A 22,974-nucleotide genomic window follows, 5' to 3' on the forward strand; every position below is an offset into this window, starting at 1 on the left:
AGACCGTCATTCGTAGCCTTAAAAACTACCAATAGCCGCGGTATGTTCAATATCGAATATGCTATCACTGTAACAGTAACACTGGAGGTATCTATGAAGACACTCATCTATGCATTGCTGTCATTCTGCACAACAAGCTTGTTGGACAGGTTTGACAGCCTGTTAAGCACCTTTTAATCAATTGCTTACGCAAATATTAAAAGCGGTGTTAGTTTCTGTAATAACTATAAGAATGTCAATGAAAATAACCTTATTAATGATATGTCTTTTGTCTTGTTATGTAGGCATCGTATTTTACATGCGTTGCCAAAATGAAATGAGTCAAAAACGTATTTAAATATAAGTAGTTAAGAATTAAATCTAGTTGTCACTGTGTGCTAACTGTTTATATTCCAACCTTCTGTTGTCTTAAAAATTGGATCGTATTATGCGTTATAAGTTGTTACTGTCTGTATGGTTGGAAAGGTGAGTGGCAGGGCAATGACAAGAGAGATAAAGCCCTTATCTGAAAAGCATCATTTCACGCTATAAGAGCAAGGTAACGATTAAGCTACCAATAGCGAAATAAACAAAAAGCCAGCATGGTATAGGCTGGCTTTTTGTGAGAGCAGTTTCTATATATTTTCAATATTTGCTTACAGAGTGCTTGGGTTTATCCAACATGTCGGATAGGCATCGGCTACGCGACATAATTCTTATCTGTCGCTTAACAAGCCGCTTTCACTTTATCATTTAAAAAGTGGGATGGTTCTAGCTTTATCATTTCAGCGTCGGTTGCATTATGATTCTTCGCATATTCAGCAACTAAATTGTATCCAATCCAGTAACCTGCGTATTTCGGGAACTCATCAGGGTGTGAGCCCAAAAACAATTTATCTAATGAAAAGTCTTTTGTGTCTAATAGATGGCTCATTTGTTCTAGTCCGTTGCGCCAATCATAGTTATCGAGCTCTTTAAATAATGACGATGGCTTACCGTTGGTCACCAGATTTTCGAAATGGCACGCTAAACCTTCCATTATTAACTGCTGTGACAAGGTGCCTGTTGGCATGTGAAAACTTAATCTCACTGCATGGTGAAGTTCATGCGCTAGAACTTCAAGAAGCTCTGTCTTTATTATTTCAGCAATATCATCTCGAGAGCTGTCCACTAACAGCTCGACTCTATGCTCACTAAGAGCGTAACCGCCTAAGCCTGACGGGGATTCTTCCCCTGTTTGGAATGGAGAAACAGTAATATCAATATTTGATACTTCAAGGAATTCACCAATTTTAATAAGGGCACATCCAATCGTGTGCTCCAATAAGTCTGAGTATTGGCTTAATTTTCCAGATGCGTTAAGTATTGTAATTTTTACTGCCAAATCATACTCCTTTGATTAGGCTGGGTTTAAACGAGGGCATAACCGCTATTAATGGCGTTGTTTTTGTGTTGTTACCATTAACAATTTAATCTCTGCGAATTGCTAATGTTTTAGCCGATAGCACAGACATTTCACAGTGCTTTGTCTATAACTTTAGAGATATGTCAGGTTTTATAAAAAAAGAGGTTATCCAACGCGGTGGTAGCGGTTTTGACTTGTAAATCACTATTATTGACGATATGGATAGTTTAAAAAGAGATAGTGGTTAGACGATTAAAAGAGATAAATATATGTTTTGAAAAACATTATTTCACGCGATAAGAGCAAGGTAACGGTTAAGTCACCAACAGCGAAATAAACAAAAAGCCAGCATGGTATAGGCTGGCTTTTGTGAGGGTAATTTCGCTTAAATAGTAAATCTATTTATTTGAACTTACGAAGTAATCATTCAGTACGATTAATTTGTACACATATCACTATCTTTACCCACTATACGCCATACACCCCAATTAGCAGATGCTTCAGGTGTTGGTTCTTCACCTGTGGTATACCATTGGTTATGGTATGACAGGCCATCATGCATGACTTTTTCACATGGCTTATCATAGACTTTAGCTGGATCCCACTCACCTTCAGGTACCGGTGGTACTGGAACGTCTGGTGTGTAATCGCCAATAGAAATCATACAGCTATTGTTTTGGAAATTAACATTAATTTGCTGTGGATGTTCTGGATCAGCCTCGCTTGCAAGCTTAGCAAAAGCACTTTGTGCTTGCGCTGTACAGTCGACGCCGCTGTCTTTCATTTGGTCGATACTTGCGTCAACGGGTAGTGAAATATGGGTATTTGGTGTCATCCAGTTATTAACGATATTTGCTCCTGCTTTAGAAGCAGAAAGGAACATCTGACCCTGTATTTTTGCATCAGTATAAATCTGGATTTCACTTGTTGGATCAATAGGACCTTTATCCGTTACCGCATTAAAATCACTTCCAATCGCTTTTTCAACATTGCCAATCGCAACATCAAGTAACTGGTAAATAGCTTTACGATCAGAATCATTACTTAACGTAAATGAGTCTGTAGACTTAATGTCTAACTGCGTTAGCGCATCTTTAAATGCTTTGTCAGCTTGAGATGCCGTGACAAAAGTCAGTGCTTCTTTGTCTTTATTTGGCTTGTATGACAACTTAGTCATTGCGAATGCAAATACTCGATTAAATTGCCCTGCTAATAATGACACCTGATTATTAATATTTAATCCTGCATCTTCAATATTCACGCCGAATAATTGGTCGATATAAAAGGAAACTTGGCGTGGGTAACGGTAATAAGTATCACCCGTTGTATCAGGTGAACCAATTGCGTCTCGGTAATCTTGTGGGCTTAAATTGTAGTTATTCCTATAGTATTTAGTAGATTGACAGACATTACGTGATTCCAGTTATCACTAACGGAAGTGAGCATTATCTGATCCTCGATTTTATATATACTCAGAAAGTTCAGCTGTTTTATGTTTTATAAGCAGCGATACCTCCATATTAAATAAAGTCAAATTAAAGGCTCGGTTTCGTATTAATATCGAAACCAAGCCTTATCAGTCCTTAAATTAAATGCTCCATTTTGTATGGGCCATTTAATTATATTTTGTGATGTTCTATTAAGCATTATTTAGTTATTAATATTTGAACTATTTAGGGGCTGGAAACCCATCCAAATCATCGAACGGCATTATTTTCCCGTTCCATTTCCCCTCTTCTTGTTTTGCGACAACAATGAACTGACCATATGTTGTACCGGGTGATCTGTATTTTAAGGGGACGACAACACCATCATCCATATGAATCGCGCCATCGATCCTTGCAAGCATGCAAATTCCTCTGGTTATATTATCCTGCCTTAATTCAGAAGGTTGTATCTCGCCGAGAAAGTGCTGTTCACAAAATGGTCCTTCTAAAACAAGGTCAACCGTACCTGGCGTACTGTTTAGCACTGTATAGTTTGTATAAGCAGCGAATGATGGAGCTGAAAATAGTAAAAAAGAGAGTGCAACAAAAAGAAGTTTTTTCATCACGTAGCATCCTTAATCAAGATTAGAGAATGGGCGACATGTGTCAAATATACGCAATAGATATAATACATAAATGGTATATAAAACATATGTTTAGGTTTTATATTTGTAGAAAAAATGAGACACCCTAAAGCAAAACGATTGATGAGTGCTATGTTGCTTAGGCTTTTGGTTGTCTTTTGATGATAAGTCGGTGGGGGTGAATCGATGAGGTTGAATCGCTTTTGATGAAAAATTCAATGTGTATTGAAGAAATGGTAAACCGATTCATAGCTTGAGAGCGCTGAATCGGTTTATAAATTACCTGCGTTATAACAAGGCTATATTGAGAAGCATAGCTTAATGAGATTGTTCATTAGTCGTGAAAATTTGACTATTAATTATATCTTCAACATTGCCGGTTAATGCTCCCACATGTTTTTTTGCACTCTGAGGATGCCAAAGCTTGCACTCAAGTTGTGACTCCTTAAATAAACCTATTGTGGGTATATTGTAAGCACTCGCTATGTGAATAATCGCGGTATCAACAGAGATCACGCCTTTTGATTGTTTAATCAAATAAATCGCGTCTTGTATAGAATCTACACAGCAAACACGAGAAACGGGCGCTAATTGGCTTTCCCATTCATCTTTATTTTTTATATAGGAAGGCAAAATAAAGACACAGTTAAATCCATCGTTTTTTAATTTTGTAAGTATATCTATGCTTTTCTTTATACTTAGTGATCTACTGTTACGAGAAGCAAATGGATTAAAAACCAAATAGTCTTTAAGGTTTTTACTATTGATCAGCATGTCCATTTTATCGTTTTCTTTAGCAAAAACCTTAAACAGAGCAGGGGGCTGAGCAAAACCATATGCGGCCATTAGTTTTGACCAGCATTCAGGCTTACTTATGTTATCGTTATTAAATTGTATCGGTGGGTTCTGTATACAATTATGCTGGTAACAATCGTGACCGATAGTTAAGTCGGGCTTTAATGTAAAACCGACGATGCTCCGGTGGGGTTTTTCTATAGAAGACACTTCTATTAGTAAATCTACATTACAATTGATCTTCTCTTTTAATATCTTAGGGTATTTATACCATTCTCTTTCTTTGGGTAAGCAAATGTAATTAACCCGAGTGTCATATTTTACAACATCTTCATTTTTCTTCGTACATAAAACAACCACATTGGCTTCTGGCCACTTGGCTTTAACTGCTTCAATAATAGGTGACATTGCGAAGTAGTCGCCTATCTGAAATGTGGCATTAATAAATACATTCGGTTTTTCTGGAAGGCTATTTATTGATGATAATTTGTTTACTCTTCTATTTAGTATGCTAGATATAAGCTTTTTAAGCATAAAATGTTACCGCCCGTAGTAAATATTTATCTACTTCCATTTTGATGACTTTACCTTACTAATGTATATATTGTGCTTTGAAATTTAGGCGTATTCAAAGCGTATTACGTTTTACCAATTTGGGCTTAAATCAGCCAGCTTTTAGCAGCATACGATCATGATGGCCACGCTTTTATCTGCACTTCTAAAATACGCTATTTTAACGCTATGATTCTAAGCATAAAATCATCAATTCGCTCTAAGTATATAGATGATTTGTGATGTACTGCGAAGATTGCTGATTAAATTTGATATTAAAGTTTGTTGACACATTTATAGAGTTGTATTTTTAGACGTTTTAGCTGCATTTTTCTTTCTCTTTACTTCGTTTATTTCTTTCCTGTAATACGACTTCCATCCGATACGTTTGATTGTTTTATGAGCGAAATATTTCGTTGTTAATAAAGCTATCATGATTACCTTATATGTTGAAAGCGTGATTTTGTTCTTGATAGGTATATTTTACTGGCAATATATTCCATTTATTAACACTAACTAAACCTTTGTCACAGAAATTTAATTTGATATCCATACAATCCACTTGTTTTCGCTTGTGAGCGAAAATGTTCGTTTTAAGTAATGTATGGATAACAATGAGGCTCTGATGTTTGGGATATTCAAACCGAAGGCGCATATCGCACCTTTAGAAAATAGTAAGGTCGATAGCACCTATTCTCGCCTGCGATGGCAGTTATTTTTCGGTATTTTCTTCGGCTATGCAGGTTATTACCTCGTCCGTAAGAACTTTAGTTTGGCAATGCCATATTTAATTGATGAAGGCTTCAGCCGCGGAGAGCTTGGTGTTGCTCTGGCTGCGGTGTCTATTGCTTATGGTTTATCGAAGTTCTTAATGGGGAATGTGTCAGACCGTTCTAACCCAAGATACTTTTTAACGGCGGGACTGGTTATGTCCTCGTTGGTCATGCTCTGTTTTGGCTTTATGCCATGGGCGACGGGAAGTGTGGCTGCCATGTTCATTTTATTATTCCTAAATGGTTGGTTCCAAGGAATGGGCTGGCCTGCGTGTGGACGTACCATGGTGCATTGGTGGTCTCGTAAAGAACGTGGCGAAATAGTGTCGGTGTGGAATGTTGCTCATAACGTGGGTGGCGGTTTAATCGGCCCTATGTTTATTCTTGGCCTTTGGGCATTTAATGACGACTGGCGAACTGCTTTTTATGTTCCCGCTCTTTTTGCTTTGCTGGTCGCATTTTTTGTTTGGTTAACCGTGCGTGATACGCCTCAGTCATGTGGTTTACCACCAATTGAAGAATATAAAGATGATTACCCTGATGGATATGATAAGTCGTTTGAAACGGAAATGACGGCGAAAGAAATCTTCTTTAAGTATATCTTTAATAACAAGTTACTTTGGTCAATCGCGATTGCTAATGCCTTTGTTTATCTGATCCGCTACGGGGTGTTAGATTGGGCGCCAGTATATCTAAAAGAAGCGAAAGGCTTTTCTGTCGATAAAACATCATGGGCTTACTTCTTGTATGAGTGGGCTGGTATTCCGGGCACCTTATTGTGTGGTTGGATTTCCGATAAGTTCTTTAAAGGACGTCGAGCGCCAGCCGGTATTTTGTTTATGGTGCTGGTAACGCTGGCGGTATTGGTTTACTGGTTTAACCCAGCAGGCAACCCAACGGTTGATATGTTGGCGCTTATTGCTATCGGCTTCTTAATTTATGGCCCTGTTATGTTAATTGGTTTGTATGCGCTTGAGCTTGCACCGAAGAAAGCAGCAGGTACTGCGGCAGGTTTAACAGGTCTATTTGGTTATCTTGGTGGCGCGGTTGCGGCAAATGCTGTGCTTGGCTACACCGTTGATCTTTATGGCTGGGATGGCGGCTTTATTATTCTGGTTGGTTCTTGTGTGACATCTATTGTGTGCTTTGTTTATGCACTATTAGGTGAGCGCGCACTTCATGAACGTAAAGCAAAAGAAAAAGCAGCATTAGCACAATAACCGTATTGAGGGGCGGATTGTCCCTCACTATTTATCAAGGATATATGATGAAAACAATCTCAGTTGGCTTCACTTTTTTAGTACTTAGCTTATCAGCAGGGGCGATTGCAAAGCCGCTGGTTATTGCTCACCGTGGCGCGTCAGGCTATTTACCCGAACATACACTTGAAGCGAAAGCGCTCGCTTATGCCATGAAACCTGATTTTATTGAGCAGGATGTGGTGATGACGAAAGATGATCAATTAGTGGTACTGCATGATCACTATTTGGATCGTGTGACTGATGTTGCTGAACGTTTTCCTGATCGCGCGCGTAAAGATGGACGTTATTACGCGATTGACTTTACGCTCGCTGAAATTAAATCATTAAGGGTGACGGAAGGGTTTAATATCAATGATAAAGGCGAGAAAGTCGCGGGCTTCCCACAACGATTCCCAATGTGGAAATCACACTTTACTGTGCCTACTTTTGCGGAAGAAATTGAATTAATTCAAGGCTTAAATAAGACGTTAGGTTATGACATTGGTATTTATCCTGAGATCAAAGCGCCTTGGTTCCATCGCCATGAAGGGAAAGACATCTCTAAAGCGGTACTTAAAGAATTAAAACAATACGGTTATACCTCGCAAAGCGACAAAGTATACCTGCAATGTTTTGATGCCAATGAGCTAAAGCGTATTAATGATACCTTAATGCCCGAGATGGGCATGGATTTAAAACTTATCCAATTAATGGCTTACACCGATTGGAACGAAACCATGGTTTATGACGGTGATAAAGCAACGCCATATAGCTACGATTGGATGTTCAAACCAGATGGTATGGCAAAAGTGGCGCAATATGCGGAAGGGATTGGCCCTTGGAAACCGATGTTAGTGGATGATAAATCAACCCCATCGAACATTATTATTAAACCGTTAATGGCGCAGGCAAAAGCGGCGGGGTTAACAGTGCATCCTTATACTTTCCGTGTTGATGAAGGCCGTATTCCGCCATACGCAGAGAACTTCAATGGCATGCTTGATGTGTTCTACAATCAGGTAAAAGTCGATGGTGTATTTACTGATTTTCCTGATAAAGCCGTGACGTTTCTTAATAATAATAACTAGTGCTACATAAGGGATTGGCCCTCTCAAATGAGAGGGCTTTTTTTTGCTGATCTTATTGTGGCAAATGGCTTTGTGCGTAATGAATGATCGCTTGTGATATTTCTTTTAACACGCCCGTTTCTAATTGCCAGTGATGCCAATAAATTTGGTTAGATAAGGAAAAATTCGGTGTTATGTTCACCAGTGTGCCTTTTTCTAATTCTTCGATGATCTGTAATTTGGGGATTAAACAGTAGGCGATGCCGGCAAGAGCCATTTTGATAAAAGCTTCTGAGCTACTGATTTTATGATGGACGGTATTATCAAGATTTACATTAAAGTGCTGGGTAAGAAATTTCTGGTGTAGATCGTCAAACTGATCGTAAGACACCGCTGGTGCTTTGGCGAGTGTTTGGTTATTGACACCGTTTTTGAAGTAGCGCTGGGTAAATTCAGGACTCGCGACACACACGTAATCAATACAACCTAAATAGTCGGCTCGACAAGACGGGATCGGTTGCGATTCGAGGCTAATTGCGCCAGCCACTTCTCCGCTTTTCAATTTCTCAATCGAGAGGTTTTCACCATAAATGCTTAATGTGATTTCAACTTGTTTTTGTTTCATCACATCTTGCAGTGACGGCAATAACCATGTCGCTAGGCTATCGGCGTTGGTCGCAAGTGAAAGTTGAATAGGGCGTGCGCTGGTATCGTTTTCTAACTCTGGCAATATTTCATGTTCAAGTAATCTAACACGACGATATAACCCCAGCAGTTTTTTGCCTATTGCTGTGGGTTTTGGCGGTTGCTCTCTTATCAGTACAGGTTGAGCTAGAAACTTTTCTAATTGTTTTACCCGTTGTGAAATGGCTGACTGTGAAATGAAGAGGTATTCAGCGGCACGTTCAAAACTCCCTTGATGAATAATCGCATCTAAGGCTTCAATCCATTTGTAATCCAATCCTCGCACTTCACTCTCCTTGCTTATGAGTCTCACCACGTTATATAGGTAACACCACAGTTATAAGTATCTCTAATGTTATATTAAAATCATTAATTATACTTATCCATCTAAACCTTTTATCTTCTCGGCTCTTTACGAATATTATTTTGATGCTGCTGAGGTGAATGATGAGTTTTTGGGTTTTATTACAAGGGTTTGGCTTAGGGGCATCAATGATCATCCCGATTGGCGCCCAGAATGCTTATGTTCTCAATCAAGGTATAAAGCGTAATCACCATTTAACGACAGCAACGATTTGCAGTTTGCTAGATACGCTGTTTATTTCCATCGGTATTTTTGGTGGTGGTGCCATTTTGGCGCAACATGACATGTTACTTACCGCTGTCACAGTAGGCGGTATTGCTTTTTTAACCTTCTACGGTTTGTTGTCATTAAAAAGCGCGTTTAAAAAGCACAATGCTGATGAACAAAATGGTGAAGTGGTTGCTCGCGGTCGTCGTGCTGTTATCTTAGGGGCATTGGCGGTGACGGTGTTAAATCCACATTTATACCTTGATACAGTGGTGATTCTTGGTTCATTAGGTGGTCAGTTTGAAGGAAATGACCGTATTGCTTTTGCTGTTGGTACCATCATGGCATCGTTTGTCTGGTTCTATAGCCTGTCGTTAGGCGCGGCAAAGCTTGGGCCTGTTTTATCACAGCCAAAAGTGAAAAAAGGCATTGATCTGTTAGTGGCTGCAATGATGTTTACTATTGCGATCATTCTTGCCAAAGAGCTGATGGGTAAGTAAAAGTAAAAGTAAAAGTAAAAGAAAAAGGGATAGTGATATATGCAATCATTACAAAAAATTTATGCGTTTAATACCCAACGTTTAAAGTCATTGGCTATCCCTTATCGAGAATGGGAACACGAAAGTATTCTTGATTTTGAAACTGATCAAAAAGTGGCAGCGAGACTGGGTTGGATCGGAGTACATACGAAGAGCATCTTTATGAAATTTAAAGATCATGGCTATGCGTTGTATTTGACGGATAAAGATTCGCGAATGGATTCGAAAAAAATAAAGACGTTAATCGGTAAGCGTCCCTCTATTTGTACTGGTGAAGAGATGACTGCCCAGTTAGGGTGTTTACCCGGTGCCGTTTGTCCTGTCGGGCTACCTGAACATGTCGCTATTATTATCGATTCATCCTTGTATGCGTGTGAAGAGTTACTGTATACGCCCGGTATACCGGAAATTACGTTTGGCGTGGCGGGTAAGTATTTAAAACAGTTATTAGGATCGGAATCTAATGCTATTTATGAACTGTAAATAACAGACCAAGATAAATAAATGCCAAGGGCTTTGAGTTTAATATTCAAAGCCCTTTTGCTTTATTTTAAAAAGGGAGAGTGATTGATGTTTAAGTGTGTGATTTATTTTTATATAACATCGTTAATTTCCCTAAAAGTAATACTTGGAGAGTGTATTAGCTTACTCAATATAATATTGCTTCTCATATCCTGAGCTTATGAATAATATTCTTTAGTTATTTAAAAGTGTATACCTTTTAAGCGATAAAATAGTGTCGGCAATTTAACAACGAAAGATTATGGGCTTACTTCAATATTTAAAAAAATCTCGATATTTTATTTTAGACAATCAATAACACATTGATTTTAAATGTTTTGTTTTTAAAGGCAAATGCATTGCGCAGGTACATTTCATCATTATCCCTTTTTCTTTAGGTTATATAAATTCCATTTAAGTATATAAATGTCTTGATTATAAATACCTTAATGATTACCATTCTCATTAACGGTAAACCGTAGGTTTACCATTCTATTTTTTAAATCAAAAGTGGTCGGTAATGAAAAGGACAGCTTTATTCTATGGCGCGTTATGCGTGTCATCGTTTGCAAGTGTTGTAAATGCGGCATCCATTTACGCTGATGAGGGAACAAGTCTTGCTATTGGCGGGCGTGTTGAAGCTCGCGCTGAGCATCGTGATAGTGACATCACCGATCTTAGCCGTGCGCGAGTGAATATTAGTGGTGAAACACTGATCGGTGATGGTATTAGCGGCATTGGTTATTTCGAGCAGGAATTCAAAGCAAGTGAAAATAAAACACGCTATCTCTATGCCGGTATTAAAGCGGCGTTAGGAGAGGGAGAAGCGCAAGTCGTTTATGGTAAAACGGCGGGAGCGATGAGCCTTGTTACGGATATGACTGATATTCAGGCAGCATACGGCGCAATTGCCGCTGACAAGTTTAAAGTCGGCAAACGTATTGCGAACAGTATTGCCACTTTTTATACCAATGATTCGGGTACGTCATTAGGCATTAACTACTCGGGTAAACATACAATCAAACAAGATACCTTTAAACAGGGTTTCTCTGTTGGGGCATCCCAAGCTATTGGTGATACAGGGTTAACTTTGGCAACGGGTTATGCCGATCAAACCATGATCAAAAAAGGCAAAGAGAAAGAAAAGTCACAGTTTGATGTCGGTATGGGATACCAAATTAAGCAGTTTTATTTAGGTGCTTTATACACCAATCAAAAATTAGGCGGTAAGGATGCTGACGGTTATGACGTAGTGGCTGCTTATAAGATCAACAGTATTTATAAAGCCACGCTTGGTTTTGGTGAGTTACATGTCGAAGGTGGAGATGACACTCGAGCTGTGAATGGCGACATCACCGCCAAGTGGAATAAACATTTCAGAACCTATGCTGCGGTGAATTACGACACGGTAATTGATGATACACAAGCCATGCTTGGCGCTCGTTACGATTTCTAATCTCAAAAGGTCTAATATGAAAACGCAATTTAAACTTCTTACTCTTGCTGTTGGTGTAATGGCTTCATGCTCTGCACTTGCTGGTGATTACCCGATGACAATCACGGATGTATCAGGCCAAACAATCACGCTTGATCATCAGCCTCAACATATTGCACTTGGTACTGCTCGTAACTTCCCATTATTAGAAATCGTTTACGGAAAAAATGCTGGTAAACATGTTGTTGCTATGCGTGATGATATGAAGATTTCAGCCCCTTCTATGTATGAGTTTTATACCAATAAATACCCAAATCTTAAAACAGTGCCAGAGATTGGCAAGATCAGTAAAGGTCAGTTTGATGCTGAATCATTCATTCAAATGAAGCCTAAACCTGATGTGCTGATCATCGGTACTAGCAGTATGAACTCTGCCAAAGAGAAAGGCTTAGTGAAGAAGCTTAATGATGCCGGTATTCAGGTGATCACGGCAGATTTTCGCGAGCAAACCATCAAAAACACAATGACATCAGTAACTTCTGTAGCAAAAGCATTAGGTTATGAAGAACGCGGTAAAGCATTTGCGGATTACTACACTCAACATTTAAACGTTATTACTGATCGCATTGCTAAGGCGAAAGATTTAAAACCCAAAACCGTGTTTATGGAAACGGCGGCAGGCTACACCCTAGATTCCTGTTGCAACACTTATGCTGGTGGCAATATGGATGATTTTATCACGCTGCTAAAAGCGACAAATATTGCGACCAAACCGTTAGGTGGTGCTCATTCCGGTAATATGTCACCTGAAACTATTGTTGCGGAAAACCCTGATGTTTACATCATGCAAACGGCTGGCTGGGTTGATAAAAAAGGTCATTCTATGAAGGGGATTCCTCTAGGTTACGCGGCTAATGACGCTGCGATCAAAGCGGCAACGAAAACCTTGATGGATCGTTCTTGGTTGCAAGCGACCAACGCAAATTTAACCGGCAATGTTTTCTCTATTTATAAGCCGTTTTATAACTCGCCGTATAACCTTGTGGCGCTTGAACACTTTGCGAAGTGGATCCGACCTGAGTTATTTAAGGATTTAACCCCAGAACAAACCTTCGTTGAAATGAATAAGACTTTAGCTAACAGTAACGTAAGCGGTTTATTTGGTATTGATAACGTTGATATTATTCAATAATAAAAACAGAAGGGCGTTTATCGCCCTTCTATTTTCCGTTCAGCAATGTTTACTTTGTACTGCCACTTTTTGAACATCACCACGTAACTCTATACGATTGCATCTATTGACGATATCTCTCAGTAATTTTGTTCCTGTGACAAAGAGAAAATCTTTCTAAAAATCATTTTCAACGAGCAGTTTAAGAGAATAATAATCCTACAAAGCATTATTGTTGTTTAAATAATAAGCAATCAGTCGTAAATGAGAATAGTTATAACTTACTGTAATTCCTTATAAACCCTCTTTTTTGTAAGAGATATAGGGGCTAAATTCCACATTTACGGTTGTAAACTATAGGTTTACCAATTACCATTTGTTGCGACTATTACGGTTTTTGATTTACAGTGTTTAGATCCAAGCGCAATTAGGCGCGATAAAATGATCAAGGTTATTTTAGTAAACCATTGTGGTTTGATTTTTTGATTGGGGATGAAAACATCACGCTACGGATTAGCGATAAATCTATTTTTATAAGACGAGCGTTAATATGAAAAGTTACAGAATAATAGTGAGATTAAAGCGAGCTATTGATGGTAAAACGAATGTGATGTTGTTCTTTTTGGCATTGGGTAAGCATTATGGCTAAGTGTGGAACAAGAGTTAAACGAACCAATGTTTATGGGCATACATGTAAAGATCCAAGGTTATGTGTGCTGTGTTCATCTGTGGTTGTTTTACCCAAAGTGTATGGCACTAAAAAACCGTTTCTAAAACGGTATAAGTCTATATTTAAACTACTTAAATTAGCCAAGGTTTTACTTTTTATTCCTGCTTTTATTGGTATTGGTGCAAGTCGAGCAGATAGCCCTAATTATAGTATTCAGTGTGTGTTTGATGGTGCGAAGAATAAAAATGGTGATTTTAGAAAGCCATTTTTTCAATCTTATAAGTTTGACGTTGATAAAGAACAAGTGATAGTGGTGGATGATTCGCATCAATCGTTAGCGCAAAAGGTTTATGGGTTTAATAACATTACGCTTTTAGAGCAAACCGCAATGGGAAATATGGTCTCAACAACTATTGTTTTTAAGAAAGAAGGGCGACAGATGGAAGCGGTACAAAGCCGACATGAAAGTCTGAATCATCACGTAATGCCTTTTCAAACATTAGGCCTTTGTGATTATGCCTAAATATATTTCTGTTAAATAGAAAGTTAATATATTAAATATTTATTATTCTTTTTATTTTTAAAAACATTATTAATTTTTGATATTAGAAATAATGTCATGCGTATCTATTTAACTTATTTATGGACTGTTATATCTGCAGGGATCGCTTTTATTACATGAAAGAGAGAAAATATAATGAAAAAATTAATTATCACCAGCCTTATCTCATCGACAACTTTATTAACTGGTTGTAACGCTATTAAAGAACAAGCGGCTGGCATGGTATTAGGTGATAAATTTGTACAAGCTAATGAGCAATTAAATCATTGTGATCTTTCTAGCTTAACGTATTTAAAAAGTGCGGCAGCTGATGATAAAAACCCGATTGTTCAAAATGCGGCTTTACTTGTTTTGGGTGCACATTTTGCTGCTGATGGGAACATGCGTGCAGTAGATACTATGGCGCAAAAGATCTCGAATATGTCAGATACAACAACGTTTGCAGAGCAGCGTAAAGCGATTATTGAAAGTGGTAAAGAAACGGCGAAAGATCGTATTGAAAATGGCTTCACTGCAAACTGTAAATAATTACCTTTCTAATTTTCTAAATTTGACAGGCTCCAAGGAAGGGGCTTATTACGTCATTTAAATATTATGTTGAGTTAATTTTAAAGAGGTGTGTATGAGAAAACTGCTCATTGCTGCACTATTGGTTTCACCTATCACTCATGCTGATTCGTTAGCATTTTCTCGTCCTATTGTGACGATGCATAGCGTTGTTAATGCTGCACAGTGTGCTGATAAAATTATCGAATATCCTGAAAATGAAGTGATTGGTTTGTTTAATTTTGCTGTCGATGTCCTTGATGAAACAGCAAAACGAATTGGTTATAACAAGGTCGAAAAGTTTTATGCTGCCGCAGAGTAAAACTCAACGTTTGTTATTGATAAAGCTCACTGTGATGCGCTTATAGGTAATGTAGTGATGCCTTATTTATTTAGTGCACCGATTACACTTTATCAGCAGGAGTCGGTGTCGTGAAAAACGGTTTTTTAGCGATATCAATAATATTACTGTTAGCTACGGGGTGCTCTGCCGATAACAAAGCTTATCCTAAAAATGCAGCGCCACCGATGCTTACGTTATCAGTACCACCACCGACGTTATTAGAGATGGCTCACCACCAAACCTCGGACAAGGTTTGCGCTTTAATGGGGATGGCACGTGAACAAGGGAATGATGAACTGGTGAGTCAACTAGGTTTTATTTTTTCTTCTCGTCGCGATATTTCATTGATAGATTGTATCCGCTTTGCTGATCTTGGACAGAAAGAACAACGCGCGGCTAACTTTTGAAATGAAGTGATTAAAAAAGATAACGTAAAGGGACATTTGATGTCCCATAACGGTATGCTCACACTAATCTTTTGTCATTTTTGCTATTTTTTCCGCAACAATTGAAGGGACGGATGACGGCGGCATAATAAGAAAAGAGGTATTGGCGGCAATCTGGTTAAATCGCGCTGCTTGTTGATTTTCTTCTGGTAAATGAATAGCGATGACTAATCGAGATCGGGTTGGGTATTCAAGAAGATTCTTTAATAGTTTTATGCACATTTCTGCATTGCCGTCATTGAGATCTGGCAAGGCGATAAAGCTATAAGGGCGAATATCGAGTTTTGTGTCCCCAATTAATTCCATGTAGCCGATTAATATATTGCCGATATATTCTGTGGTAACGCCAGTGAGATCGGCATTATAAAATTGCTCATCAATACGGGCTAACATGGATCGTGTTTTATTATTACACTCCCACTCGAAATTTTGCTCATCTTTCAGGTTCGCATTTTCAACGTAAGATAATGCATCAACCGCTTCGACCATTCCTGTGATCAATTTTATTTGAATAGGGTTTGTCTTTTCATCATCTAATCTTTTTATGATTTCTACGGCTTTACGCGCGTTAGAAGACCATGCGTATGATAAAGGGTTAACCGGTGCATGGTTTTCTTTATCTGCGATCAAATCTAATGGTGGTACGGTTTTAAAAAAACGAGAACAAATAATTAAGTTTTCTTTAGAGACGATACCTGTGGTGACCCATTTATGGACGGCTTGTCTTGATACATCACAGTAGTTTGCCAACGCTGTTTTTGAAACACCATTAGCATTCATGTTGTAGGAAAACCAATCCATTAATTTTGTTTTTACATTTCTTTCTTTACGTTGAAGTTGTGCGTTTTTTTGCTCTGTCTTGCTATTGTCTTGGGTCATTATTGCGTAACCTGATGAGTTGACACGCTCTATTATGCAAATCTTAAGTTAAAAGCGAATTGTTGTAATAAGTATATGCTTCAGGTAACAGGTTAATAAGCTAAATATGGAAAGTCAAACCTAGGTAATTAGAAAAATAGAACAACTGAAAGGGGCTAAATAAGCCATTTTATACGCTCTTGTAATAAGTAATACATGTTAACAATTGAATGTTATTCGTTTGGATTTTGTAAGAGATTAACGCCGACTATAACCGATAGTATTGATAAACAATGCATTATCGTTTTAATGGTTGATTATTAACCTAAGGTTTCTTATTACACATTGTCACCTGAGAGTTTACTTTGGCCAAAGGCTCGATAAAAGCAAGATTTAGATATCGATGCTTTAGTTGCGTTTTAGTTAATAGAAAAGAGGGGGAATAAGTGAGTTACCCGTTTTTTTATTTTTATCGAAACGTTTCGATGGCTAAAGTGTGACCTAGTATTCTTTTTTGTCTTTATATTGATGATCAAGACCGATCATTCTCACATCTTATCGAACCGGGGATAGTCAAAAAAATTAGTCGGATTATCATGCTATCGAAACGTTTCGATGGTGTTTTCTAAAGCGGTAATTTTAACCGATTAGCAGATGCTTTTAGTAAGAAAACGTATAACCGAATGGTCGATAACATGAAAAAAAGTACCCTCATTAATTCAGAATTGTCTTACCTCGTTGCCACACTAGGACATACCGATGAAATCACTCTTTGTGATGCGGGCTTGCCTATTCCAGATCACGTTCAACGTATTGATTTAGCATTAACGCATGGTGTACCGAGCTTTTTAGAGACGGTGCGTGTGATGCTCTCTGAAATGCAAATTGAAGGGGTGATCATGGCAGAAGAGTTTGCCCAAGTGAGCCCTGAACATTACCAAGTCTTGCTGGTTGAACTTGAACTAGAGCAAGCGAAAACGGATAAAAAAATTCATATTCAATACGTTACCCACGAGCAGTTTAAACAGCGTACGGAACAAAGCCGAGCGATAGTCAGAACGGGCGAATGTACTCCGTATGCCAATGTGATTTTTCAATCCGGTGTGGTGTTTTAGTCAAGAGCGACGTTGAGGATAAATTATGACTCAGGCCATTCTACAATTGAATGATATCGAGAAAGCGTTTCCCGGTGTGAAAGCGTTAGATAGAGCCAGCCTTTCTGTGTATGCGGGTCGTGTAATGGCTCTTATGGGCGAGAACGGAGCGGGCAAATCAACCTTAATGAAGGTGCTTACTGGGATTTACCAAATGGATGCAGGAAGTATTCATTATCAAGGTCAACCTGCTGCATTTAACGGCCCACGTGATTCACAAGAAGCCGGCATTAGTATTATTCACCAAGAGTTAAACTTGATCCCTGAATTAACCATTGCCGAAAACATTTATCTTGGGCGTGAATTCACGGGCATGATGGGACGGATTCAATGGGGAAAAATGTATGATGAGGCTGATAAGCTGTTAAAACGCCTTAACGTGAAACACTCCTCAAAAACCTTATTGGGTGACTTAAGCCTTGGCGAACAACAAATGGTTGAGATTGCCAAAGCCCTTTCGTTTGAGTCTAAAGTCATCATTATGGATGAGCCAACAGACGCGCTGACTGACAAAGAAACAGAATCGTTATTCACCGTCATTAATGAACTTCGTGAGCAAGGTTGCGGCATTGTTTACATCTCTCACCGTTTAAAAGAAATCTTTGAAATCTGTGACGATATCACTGTATTGCGTGATGGGAAGTTCATTGGTGAATGCCAAGTTAAAGAAACCAATGAAGATGGGCTGATCGAGATGATGGTGGGTCGTAAGTTGGAAGAGCAGTACCCACGTATTGCCGTAAAACATGGCGAAACTTGCCTTGAAGTATCGGGACTCACAGGCTCTGGTGTTCATGATGTTAGTTTTTCTCTAAAACGTGGTGAAATTCTTGGTATCTCAGGGTTAATGGGCGCGGGGCGTACTGAATTGATGAAATTGATTTACGGCGCGCTACCTATTGAAGCTGGTGTTATTAAGCTGAATAACCAAGTTATAAAGCCTGTGACACCACAAGACGGTTTAAATAACGGTATTGCCTATATCTCTGAAGACCGAAAAGGCGATGGCCTTGTTCTGGGCTTATCTGTAAAAGAAAATATGTCTCTTTGTGCTTTGGATAAACTCACAAAAGGTGTGCAAATTCAGCATAAAGAAGAAGTGATTGCCGTTGATGACTTTATTAAAATTTTCAATATCAAGACGCCAACACACAACCAAATTATCGGTAACTTATCCGGTGGTAACCAGCAGAAAGTTGCTATCGCAAAAGGGTTAATGACCCAGCCTAAAGTTCTTATTCTTGATGAGCCAACACGTGGTGTTGATGTTGGTGCTAAGAAAGAAATCTATCAACTCATCAACAAATTTAAAAGTGAAGGTATGAGTATCATTTTAGTCTCTTCTGAGATGCCTGAAGTGCTCGGTATGAGTGATCGCATCCTTGTTATGCATGAAGGACGAATTACTGGCGAATTCGATGCTAAAGAGACGGATCAAGAAAAATTACTCGCGTGTGCCGTTGGCAAAAATATGAATGAGGAAGCAGCATGAGCACGAATACGATGAATAAACCCACTGAACAAAATCGCCAAAAGTGGTTTAGCAAAGAGTGGTTAATTGAACAAAAATCATTAATTGCATTACTTTTCTTGATTGTTGTTGTGTCCTTTTTAAACCCTAACTTTTTTACCGTCGACAATATCCTCAATATTCTTCGTCAAACCTCTGTTAACGCGATTATTGCTGTCGGTATGACGTTGGTTATTTTAACCGCAGGTATCGATCTAAGTGTCGGTTCAGTGCTTGCGCTATGTGGCGCATTGGCTGCCAGTATGATTGCTTTAGAAGTTCCTGTCTTAATTGCGGTGCCAACGGCTTTGCTTGCCGGCGCGTTATTGGGGGGGATCAGTGGGGTAATCATTGCTAAAGGTAAGGTTCAAGCCTTTATCGCAACCTTAGTGACAATGACATTACTGCGTGGTGTCACCATGGTGTATACCGATGGACGTCCTATCTCTACAGGTTTTACTGATACTGCTGATGTGTTTGCATGGTTCGGTACAGGTTATGCGCTAGGTATTCCTGTTCCTGTATGGCTGATGGTGTTTGTCTTTGCAGGTGTTTGGTACCTTTTAAACCACACTCGTTTTGGTCGCTATATTTATGCTCTTGGAGGCAATGAATCTGCGGCTCGTCTTTCAGGTATCAATGTTGATCGTGTAAAAATTGGTGTGTATGCCATTTGCGGTATGTTAGCAGCACTAGCCGGCATTATCGTGACTTCTCGCTTATCTTCTGCGCAGCCTACGGCAGGTATGGGTTATGAATTAGATGCCATTGCAGCTGTTGTATTAGGTGGTACGAGTTTGATGGGAGGCAAGGGACGTATCATGGGTACGTTAATTGGTGCTCTTATTATTGGCTTCTTGAATAACGCACTGAACCTACTGGATGTTTCTTCTTATTATCAAATGATTGCTAAAGCTGTTGTTATCTTGCTGGCGGTGTTAGTGGATAACAAAAACAAATAATACGCTACGAATTATTACAGAAAACAAACGAGCCAGATGACGTGAACTGGCTCGCCCCTACAAAAGGACTAGAACAATGAAAAAAATCGCAACGCTTATTTCAGCTGCACTTATTTCTTCTACGGTGTCTTTCGCGGCACAAGCGCAAGAGACTATGGCTATTGTCGTATCGACGTTGAATAACCCGTTTTTTGTATCAATGAAAGATGGTGCGGAAGCTAAAGCAAAAGCGCTTGGATATAATTTGATTGTATTGGATTCACAAAACGATCCAAGTAAGGAGCTGTCGAATATCGAAGATTTAACAGTACGTGGAGTGAAAGCGATTCTGATTAATCCGACAGATTCTGATGCGGTATCAAATGCTATTCGTATTGCAAATCGCGCCAATATTCCGGTATTGACCCTTGATCGCGGTGCACGCCGTGGTGATGTTGTTAGTCATATTGCTTCTGATAACGTTGCGGGTGGTGAAATGGCAGGCCGTTTCATTATGGAAAAAGTGGGGGAGAAAGCAAAAGTTATTCAGCTTGAAGGTATTGCAGGAACATCTGCCGCGCGTGAGCGTGGTGAAGGTTTCATGAAAGCGGTAAAAGACAACGACATGGATCTTTTAGCAAGCCAGCCTGCAGACTTTGATCGCACTAAAGGTTTGAACGTAATGGAAAACTTGCTGGCTGCAAACTCGAATGTACAAGCTGTATTTGCACAAAATGATGAGATGGCACTGGGGGCACTTCGTGCGGTTCAAGCATCAGGTAAAAATGTCCTAATTGTGGGCTTTGATGGAACTGAAGATGGTATTGCTGCTGTTAAGCGCGGTAAATTAGCGGCGACGATTGCACAACAACCTGATTTAATTGGTGCGCTTGGTGTGGAAACTGCTGATAAAGTACTGAAAGGTGAAAAGGTTGAAAAGAACATCCCTGTGCCACTTAAAGTCGTTACAGAATAAGATCTAACCCCTTTTATTGTTATTTCTTCATCACGATACAGAGTAACCCATTCTCTTGTTTGGGTTGCTCTTTCATAAAGCTAACAATGTTGCACAATAAATGACAAAGCCCTAATAGGTTTAAGTTTTTGATAGATCTTAAACCCATTACTCCTTTGACGTTAAAGGGTTAACAGAACTAAGGATTAAAGAATGAGTAAGTTAGTAGTATTAGGCAGCGTCAATGCTGATCATGTTCTTCAAGTACCTTCATTTCCTCGCCCTGGGGAAACGTTGCATGGTCGTAACTACCAAGTTATCCCAGGTGGTAAAGGGGCTAACCAAGCGGTTGCCGCTGCGCGTTTAAATGCTGATATTGGGTTTATTGCGTGCGTAGGTGATGATGCGTTTGGCATGTTGATGCACGATAATTTCATCAAAGATGGAATAGATGTGCGTGGTGTGAAAACAGAAGTGGGCACACCGACCGGTATTGCGATGATCCAAGTCTCTGACTGCGGTGAAAATAGTATTTGTCTCTCGGCTGAAGCGAATAACAAGTTAACAGAGCAAGCGATTGAATCTGATTTAGACATGATTCGTCAGGCTGAATATTTACTGATGCAATTAGAAACACCGATGTGTGGTATCGAAAAAGCAGCAAAAGTAGCGAAATCAGCCAATACGACAGTGATTTTAAATCCAGCGCCTGCTCGCGAATTATCAGATGAGTTGTTAGCGTGTGTTGATGTGATCACGCCTAATGAAACCGAAGCTGAAGTGTTAACTGGCGTAACAGTAACGGATAACCAATCAGCACAGCAGGCGGCGGATATTCTGCATGGTAAAGGCATAAAAACCGTAATGATCACTTTAGGTGCGAAAGGGGTATGGTTAAGCCAAAACGGTTCCGGCGATATTATCTCAGGGTTCCGTGTTGAAGCAACAGATACCACAGCGGCTGGCGATACCTTTAATGGCGCGTTAGTGACTGGTTTATTAGAAGATTTGGCTTTAGAATCAGCTATTAAGTTTGCTCATGCAGCCGCTGCGATCTCTGTCACTCGCTTTGGTGCGCAAACGTCTATCCCTACTCGTGAAGAAGTGGATTTGTTTTTAGCGCAACACGCCTAATTAAGGAGAAATAACTTGGCAACGATGAAAGATGTCGCGAAACTGGCAGGGGTCTCTACCTCGACAGTGAGCCATGTTATTAATAAAACCCGCTTTGTCAGTGATGAAATTGCAGAGCGGGTAAATAAAGCGGCGAAAGAGCTCAATTACTATGCACCTTCAGCCTTGGCACGTAGTTTCAAAGTTAACCGTACTAAAACCATTGGTATGCTGGTAACAACCTCAACCAACCCTTTCTTTGGCGAAGTGGTTAAAGGGGTTGAGCGTCATTGTTACCATAAAGGCTACAGTTTGATTTTGTGTAATACTGAAGGTGATCACCAACGTATGCACGAATCAATCAATACTTTGCTGCAAAAGCGTGTTGATGGATTAATTTTAGTTTGTGCGTCGCTAGAGGGTGAGCGTTTCGATATTTTTGAGCACTATGCTGATATTCCTGTCGTGGTTATGGATTGGGGACCGATGCTGTTCACTAGCGATAAGATTCAGGATAACTCGCTGCGTGGTGGTTATATGGCAGCGAAACATTTGATTGATGCTGGGCACAGCGATATTGGTTGTATCACAGGTCCGCTGGAGCGAAACCAAGCTAAAATGCGTTATAACGGCTATTTAGAGGCGATGGGTGAAGCTGGCTTTATTGTTAATCCATCATGGGTAGTGGAAGCGGATTTTGAATGTGAAGGTGGTTATAACGCTTTTATTCAATTGCATGAAAAAGGAACATTACCCAGCGCTTTAGTTGTTGCCAATGACATGATGGCAATGGGGGTGATTAATGCCGCGAATGAGCTTGGTATTCAGATCCCTGAGCAACTCTCTATTATCGGTTATGACGATATTCATATTGCGAAGTTTATCTCTCCATCCCTTACAACCATTCACCAGCCTAAATATCGTTTAGGCCAAGCGGCTGTTGAGGCGTTACTGAAACGTTTAGATGCCCCTGATAGTTTCCCGCAAGTGATTGAGCTAGAGCCAACTTTAGTTGAGCGCAAGAGTGTGCGGAAGTTAGGTTAAGTTGATTGATTATTTCGCCGCTTTGAAAAAGAATAAAAAAACACCCAG

General features: G+C 39.5%; 22 protein-coding genes. 16 read left to right on the forward strand and 6 right to left on the reverse strand.

Annotated elements, in window-relative coordinates:
- Positions 1 to 706 precede the first annotated feature (706 nt).
- The 4 genes from C9J41_RS07350 to C9J41_RS07365 form a co-directional block, all read right to left on the reverse strand.
- Entirely contained in the window at positions 707 to 1,363 is a 657-nt protein-coding gene (locus tag C9J41_RS07350) for a DUF2268 domain-containing putative Zn-dependent protease (protein ID WP_107292898.1), read from the reverse strand.
- Positions 1,364 to 1,820: 457 nt separating this feature from the next.
- Positions 1,821 to 2,645: a hypothetical protein gene (locus C9J41_RS07355; RefSeq protein ID WP_107292899.1), complete on the reverse strand. Its 825-nt coding sequence runs from the start codon at positions 2,643 to 2,645 to the stop codon at positions 1,821 to 1,823.
- Between the two features lie 408 nt (positions 2,646 to 3,053).
- On the reverse strand, positions 3,054 to 3,434 hold the full coding sequence (locus tag C9J41_RS07360; RefSeq protein WP_107292900.1) for a hypothetical protein: 381 nt from the start codon (positions 3,432 to 3,434) through the stop codon (positions 3,054 to 3,056).
- Positions 3,435 to 3,773: 339 nt separating this feature from the next.
- A complete protein-coding gene (locus tag C9J41_RS07365; RefSeq protein ID WP_107292901.1) occupies positions 3,774 to 4,784 on the reverse strand; it encodes a glycosyltransferase family 9 protein in 1,011 nt (336 codons plus the stop codon).
- 643 nt (positions 4,785 to 5,427) lie between these two features.
- Between C9J41_RS07365 and glpT the strand changes: the two genes are divergently transcribed.
- Complete coding sequence (glpT, locus tag C9J41_RS07370) at positions 5,428 to 6,795, forward strand: glycerol-3-phosphate transporter (protein ID WP_107207103.1); 1,368 nt, start codon at positions 5,428 to 5,430, stop codon at positions 6,793 to 6,795.
- A gap of 47 nt (positions 6,796 to 6,842) precedes the next feature.
- Positions 6,843 to 7,904: a glycerophosphodiester phosphodiesterase gene (gene glpQ / locus C9J41_RS07375; protein ID WP_107294415.1), complete on the forward strand. Its 1,062-nt coding sequence runs from the start codon at positions 6,843 to 6,845 to the stop codon at positions 7,902 to 7,904.
- A 52-nt stretch (positions 7,905 to 7,956) separates the two neighbouring features.
- On the opposite strand, the gene C9J41_RS07380 is transcribed toward glpQ, so the two are convergent.
- The gene (locus tag C9J41_RS07380) at positions 7,957 to 8,853 is read right to left on the reverse strand and encodes a LysR family transcriptional regulator ArgP (RefSeq protein WP_107207101.1); all 897 of its coding nucleotides are present in this window, start codon (positions 8,851 to 8,853) and stop codon (positions 7,957 to 7,959) included.
- Between the two features lie 161 nt (positions 8,854 to 9,014).
- Here C9J41_RS07380 and C9J41_RS07385 point away from each other — a divergent pair, with 161 nt between their 5' ends.
- The 8 genes from C9J41_RS07385 (at position 9,015) to C9J41_RS07420 (ending at position 15,312) form a co-directional block, all read left to right on the forward strand.
- Positions 9,015 to 9,638, forward strand: a complete 624-nt coding sequence (locus C9J41_RS07385) for a LysE/ArgO family amino acid transporter (protein WP_107291159.1) — start codon at positions 9,015 to 9,017, stop codon at positions 9,636 to 9,638.
- Positions 9,639 to 9,677: 39 nt separating this feature from the next.
- Positions 9,678 to 10,160 (forward strand): YbaK/EbsC family protein, encoded by a 483-nt coding sequence (locus C9J41_RS07390; protein WP_107291158.1) that lies wholly within the window; start codon positions 9,678 to 9,680, stop codon positions 10,158 to 10,160.
- A gap of 538 nt (positions 10,161 to 10,698) precedes the next feature.
- Positions 10,699 to 11,634, forward strand: coding sequence for a porin (locus C9J41_RS07395; protein ID WP_107291157.1), 936 nt, complete (start codon positions 10,699 to 10,701; stop codon positions 11,632 to 11,634).
- 16 nt (positions 11,635 to 11,650) lie between these two features.
- On the forward strand, positions 11,651 to 12,805 hold the full coding sequence (locus C9J41_RS07400) for an ABC transporter substrate-binding protein (protein ID WP_107294416.1): 1,155 nt from the start codon (positions 11,651 to 11,653) through the stop codon (positions 12,803 to 12,805).
- 692 nt (positions 12,806 to 13,497) lie between these two features.
- Positions 13,498 to 13,977 carry a hypothetical protein gene (locus C9J41_RS07405; protein ID WP_107207096.1) on the forward strand — a complete coding sequence of 160 codons (480 nt, stop codon included), beginning with the start codon at positions 13,498 to 13,500 and terminating at the stop codon, positions 13,975 to 13,977.
- Between the two features lie 174 nt (positions 13,978 to 14,151).
- A complete protein-coding gene (locus C9J41_RS07410) occupies positions 14,152 to 14,544 on the forward strand; it encodes a hypothetical protein (RefSeq protein WP_107294417.1) in 393 nt (130 codons plus the stop codon).
- A gap of 94 nt (positions 14,545 to 14,638) precedes the next feature.
- Positions 14,639 to 14,884, forward strand: a complete 246-nt coding sequence (locus C9J41_RS07415) for a hypothetical protein (RefSeq protein ID WP_233220395.1) — start codon at positions 14,639 to 14,641, stop codon at positions 14,882 to 14,884.
- 110 nt (positions 14,885 to 14,994) lie between these two features.
- On the forward strand, positions 14,995 to 15,312 hold the full coding sequence (locus C9J41_RS07420) for a hypothetical protein (protein ID WP_233217785.1): 318 nt from the start codon (positions 14,995 to 14,997) through the stop codon (positions 15,310 to 15,312).
- Positions 15,313 to 15,375: 63 nt separating this feature from the next.
- Here the strand turns inward: C9J41_RS07420 and C9J41_RS07425 are convergent, their stop codons facing one another.
- Positions 15,376 to 16,230, reverse strand: coding sequence for a hypothetical protein (locus C9J41_RS07425; protein WP_107294418.1), 855 nt, complete (start codon positions 16,228 to 16,230; stop codon positions 15,376 to 15,378).
- A gap of 674 nt (positions 16,231 to 16,904) precedes the next feature.
- Between C9J41_RS07425 and rbsD the strand changes: the two genes are divergently transcribed.
- The 6 genes from rbsD to C9J41_RS07455 all read left to right on the forward strand — a co-directional run bounded on the left by rbsD (position 16,905) and on the right by C9J41_RS07455 (position 22,926).
- Positions 16,905 to 17,324, forward strand: a complete 420-nt coding sequence (gene rbsD, locus C9J41_RS07430) for a D-ribose pyranase (RefSeq protein ID WP_107294468.1) — start codon at positions 16,905 to 16,907, stop codon at positions 17,322 to 17,324.
- A 25-nt stretch (positions 17,325 to 17,349) separates the two neighbouring features.
- Positions 17,350 to 18,855 carry a ribose ABC transporter ATP-binding protein RbsA gene (gene rbsA / locus C9J41_RS07435; RefSeq protein ID WP_107207092.1) on the forward strand — a complete coding sequence of 502 codons (1,506 nt, stop codon included), beginning with the start codon at positions 17,350 to 17,352 and terminating at the stop codon, positions 18,853 to 18,855.
- Positions 18,852 to 19,835 carry a ribose ABC transporter permease gene (rbsC, locus tag C9J41_RS07440; protein ID WP_107287338.1) on the forward strand — a complete coding sequence of 328 codons (984 nt, stop codon included), beginning with the start codon at positions 18,852 to 18,854 and terminating at the stop codon, positions 19,833 to 19,835. The genes rbsA and rbsC overlap by 4 nt, the downstream gene beginning before the upstream one ends.
- A gap of 76 nt (positions 19,836 to 19,911) precedes the next feature.
- Positions 19,912 to 20,790, forward strand: coding sequence for a ribose ABC transporter substrate-binding protein RbsB (gene rbsB, locus C9J41_RS07445; RefSeq protein WP_107207090.1), 879 nt, complete (start codon positions 19,912 to 19,914; stop codon positions 20,788 to 20,790).
- A 192-nt stretch (positions 20,791 to 20,982) separates the two neighbouring features.
- Positions 20,983 to 21,903 carry a ribokinase gene (gene rbsK / locus C9J41_RS07450; protein WP_107294419.1) on the forward strand — a complete coding sequence of 307 codons (921 nt, stop codon included), beginning with the start codon at positions 20,983 to 20,985 and terminating at the stop codon, positions 21,901 to 21,903.
- A 15-nt stretch (positions 21,904 to 21,918) separates the two neighbouring features.
- Complete coding sequence (locus C9J41_RS07455) at positions 21,919 to 22,926, forward strand: substrate-binding domain-containing protein (protein WP_107294420.1); 1,008 nt, start codon at positions 21,919 to 21,921, stop codon at positions 22,924 to 22,926.
- Positions 22,927 to 22,974 lie beyond the last annotated feature (48 nt).

It is taken from the genome of Photobacterium sp. GB-50, assembly GCF_003026755.1.
Taxonomy (GTDB): domain Bacteria; phylum Pseudomonadota; class Gammaproteobacteria; order Enterobacterales; family Vibrionaceae; genus Photobacterium.

Bases quoted from the DNA above. Each gene is read 5' to 3' on its own strand.
- rbsK (WP_107294419.1), top strand. From the start codon at position 20,983: ATGAGTAAGTTAGTAGTATTAGGCAGCGTCAATGCTGATCATGTTCTT.
- rbsA (WP_107207092.1), top strand. From the start codon at position 17,350: ATGACTCAGGCCATTCTACAATTGAATGATATCGAGAAAGCGTTTCCC.
- C9J41_RS07365 (WP_107292901.1), bottom strand. From the start codon at position 4,784: ATGCTTAAAAAGCTTATATCTAGCATACTAAATAGAAGAGTAAACAAA.
- C9J41_RS07415 (WP_233220395.1), top strand. From the start codon at position 14,639: ATGAGAAAACTGCTCATTGCTGCACTATTGGTTTCACCTATCACTCAT.
- rbsB (WP_107207090.1), top strand. From the start codon at position 19,912: ATGAAAAAAATCGCAACGCTTATTTCAGCTGCACTTATTTCTTCTACG.
- rbsC (WP_107287338.1), top strand. From the start codon at position 18,852: ATGAGCACGAATACGATGAATAAACCCACTGAACAAAATCGCCAAAAG.
- glpQ (WP_107294415.1), top strand. From the start codon at position 6,843: ATGAAAACAATCTCAGTTGGCTTCACTTTTTTAGTACTTAGCTTATCA.
- glpT (WP_107207103.1), top strand. From the start codon at position 5,428: ATGTTTGGGATATTCAAACCGAAGGCGCATATCGCACCTTTAGAAAAT.
- C9J41_RS07410 (WP_107294417.1), top strand. From the start codon at position 14,152: ATGAAAAAATTAATTATCACCAGCCTTATCTCATCGACAACTTTATTA.
- C9J41_RS07395 (WP_107291157.1), top strand. From the start codon at position 10,699: ATGAAAAGGACAGCTTTATTCTATGGCGCGTTATGCGTGTCATCGTTT.
- C9J41_RS07400 (WP_107294416.1), top strand. From the start codon at position 11,651: ATGAAAACGCAATTTAAACTTCTTACTCTTGCTGTTGGTGTAATGGCT.
- C9J41_RS07385 (WP_107291159.1), top strand. From the start codon at position 9,015: ATGAGTTTTTGGGTTTTATTACAAGGGTTTGGCTTAGGGGCATCAATG.
- C9J41_RS07360 (WP_107292900.1), bottom strand. From the start codon at position 3,434: ATGAAAAAACTTCTTTTTGTTGCACTCTCTTTTTTACTATTTTCAGCT.
- C9J41_RS07425 (WP_107294418.1), bottom strand. From the start codon at position 16,230: ATGACCCAAGACAATAGCAAGACAGAGCAAAAAAACGCACAACTTCAA.
- rbsD (WP_107294468.1), top strand. From the start codon at position 16,905: ATGAAAAAAAGTACCCTCATTAATTCAGAATTGTCTTACCTCGTTGCC.
- C9J41_RS07390 (WP_107291158.1), top strand. From the start codon at position 9,678: ATGCAATCATTACAAAAAATTTATGCGTTTAATACCCAACGTTTAAAG.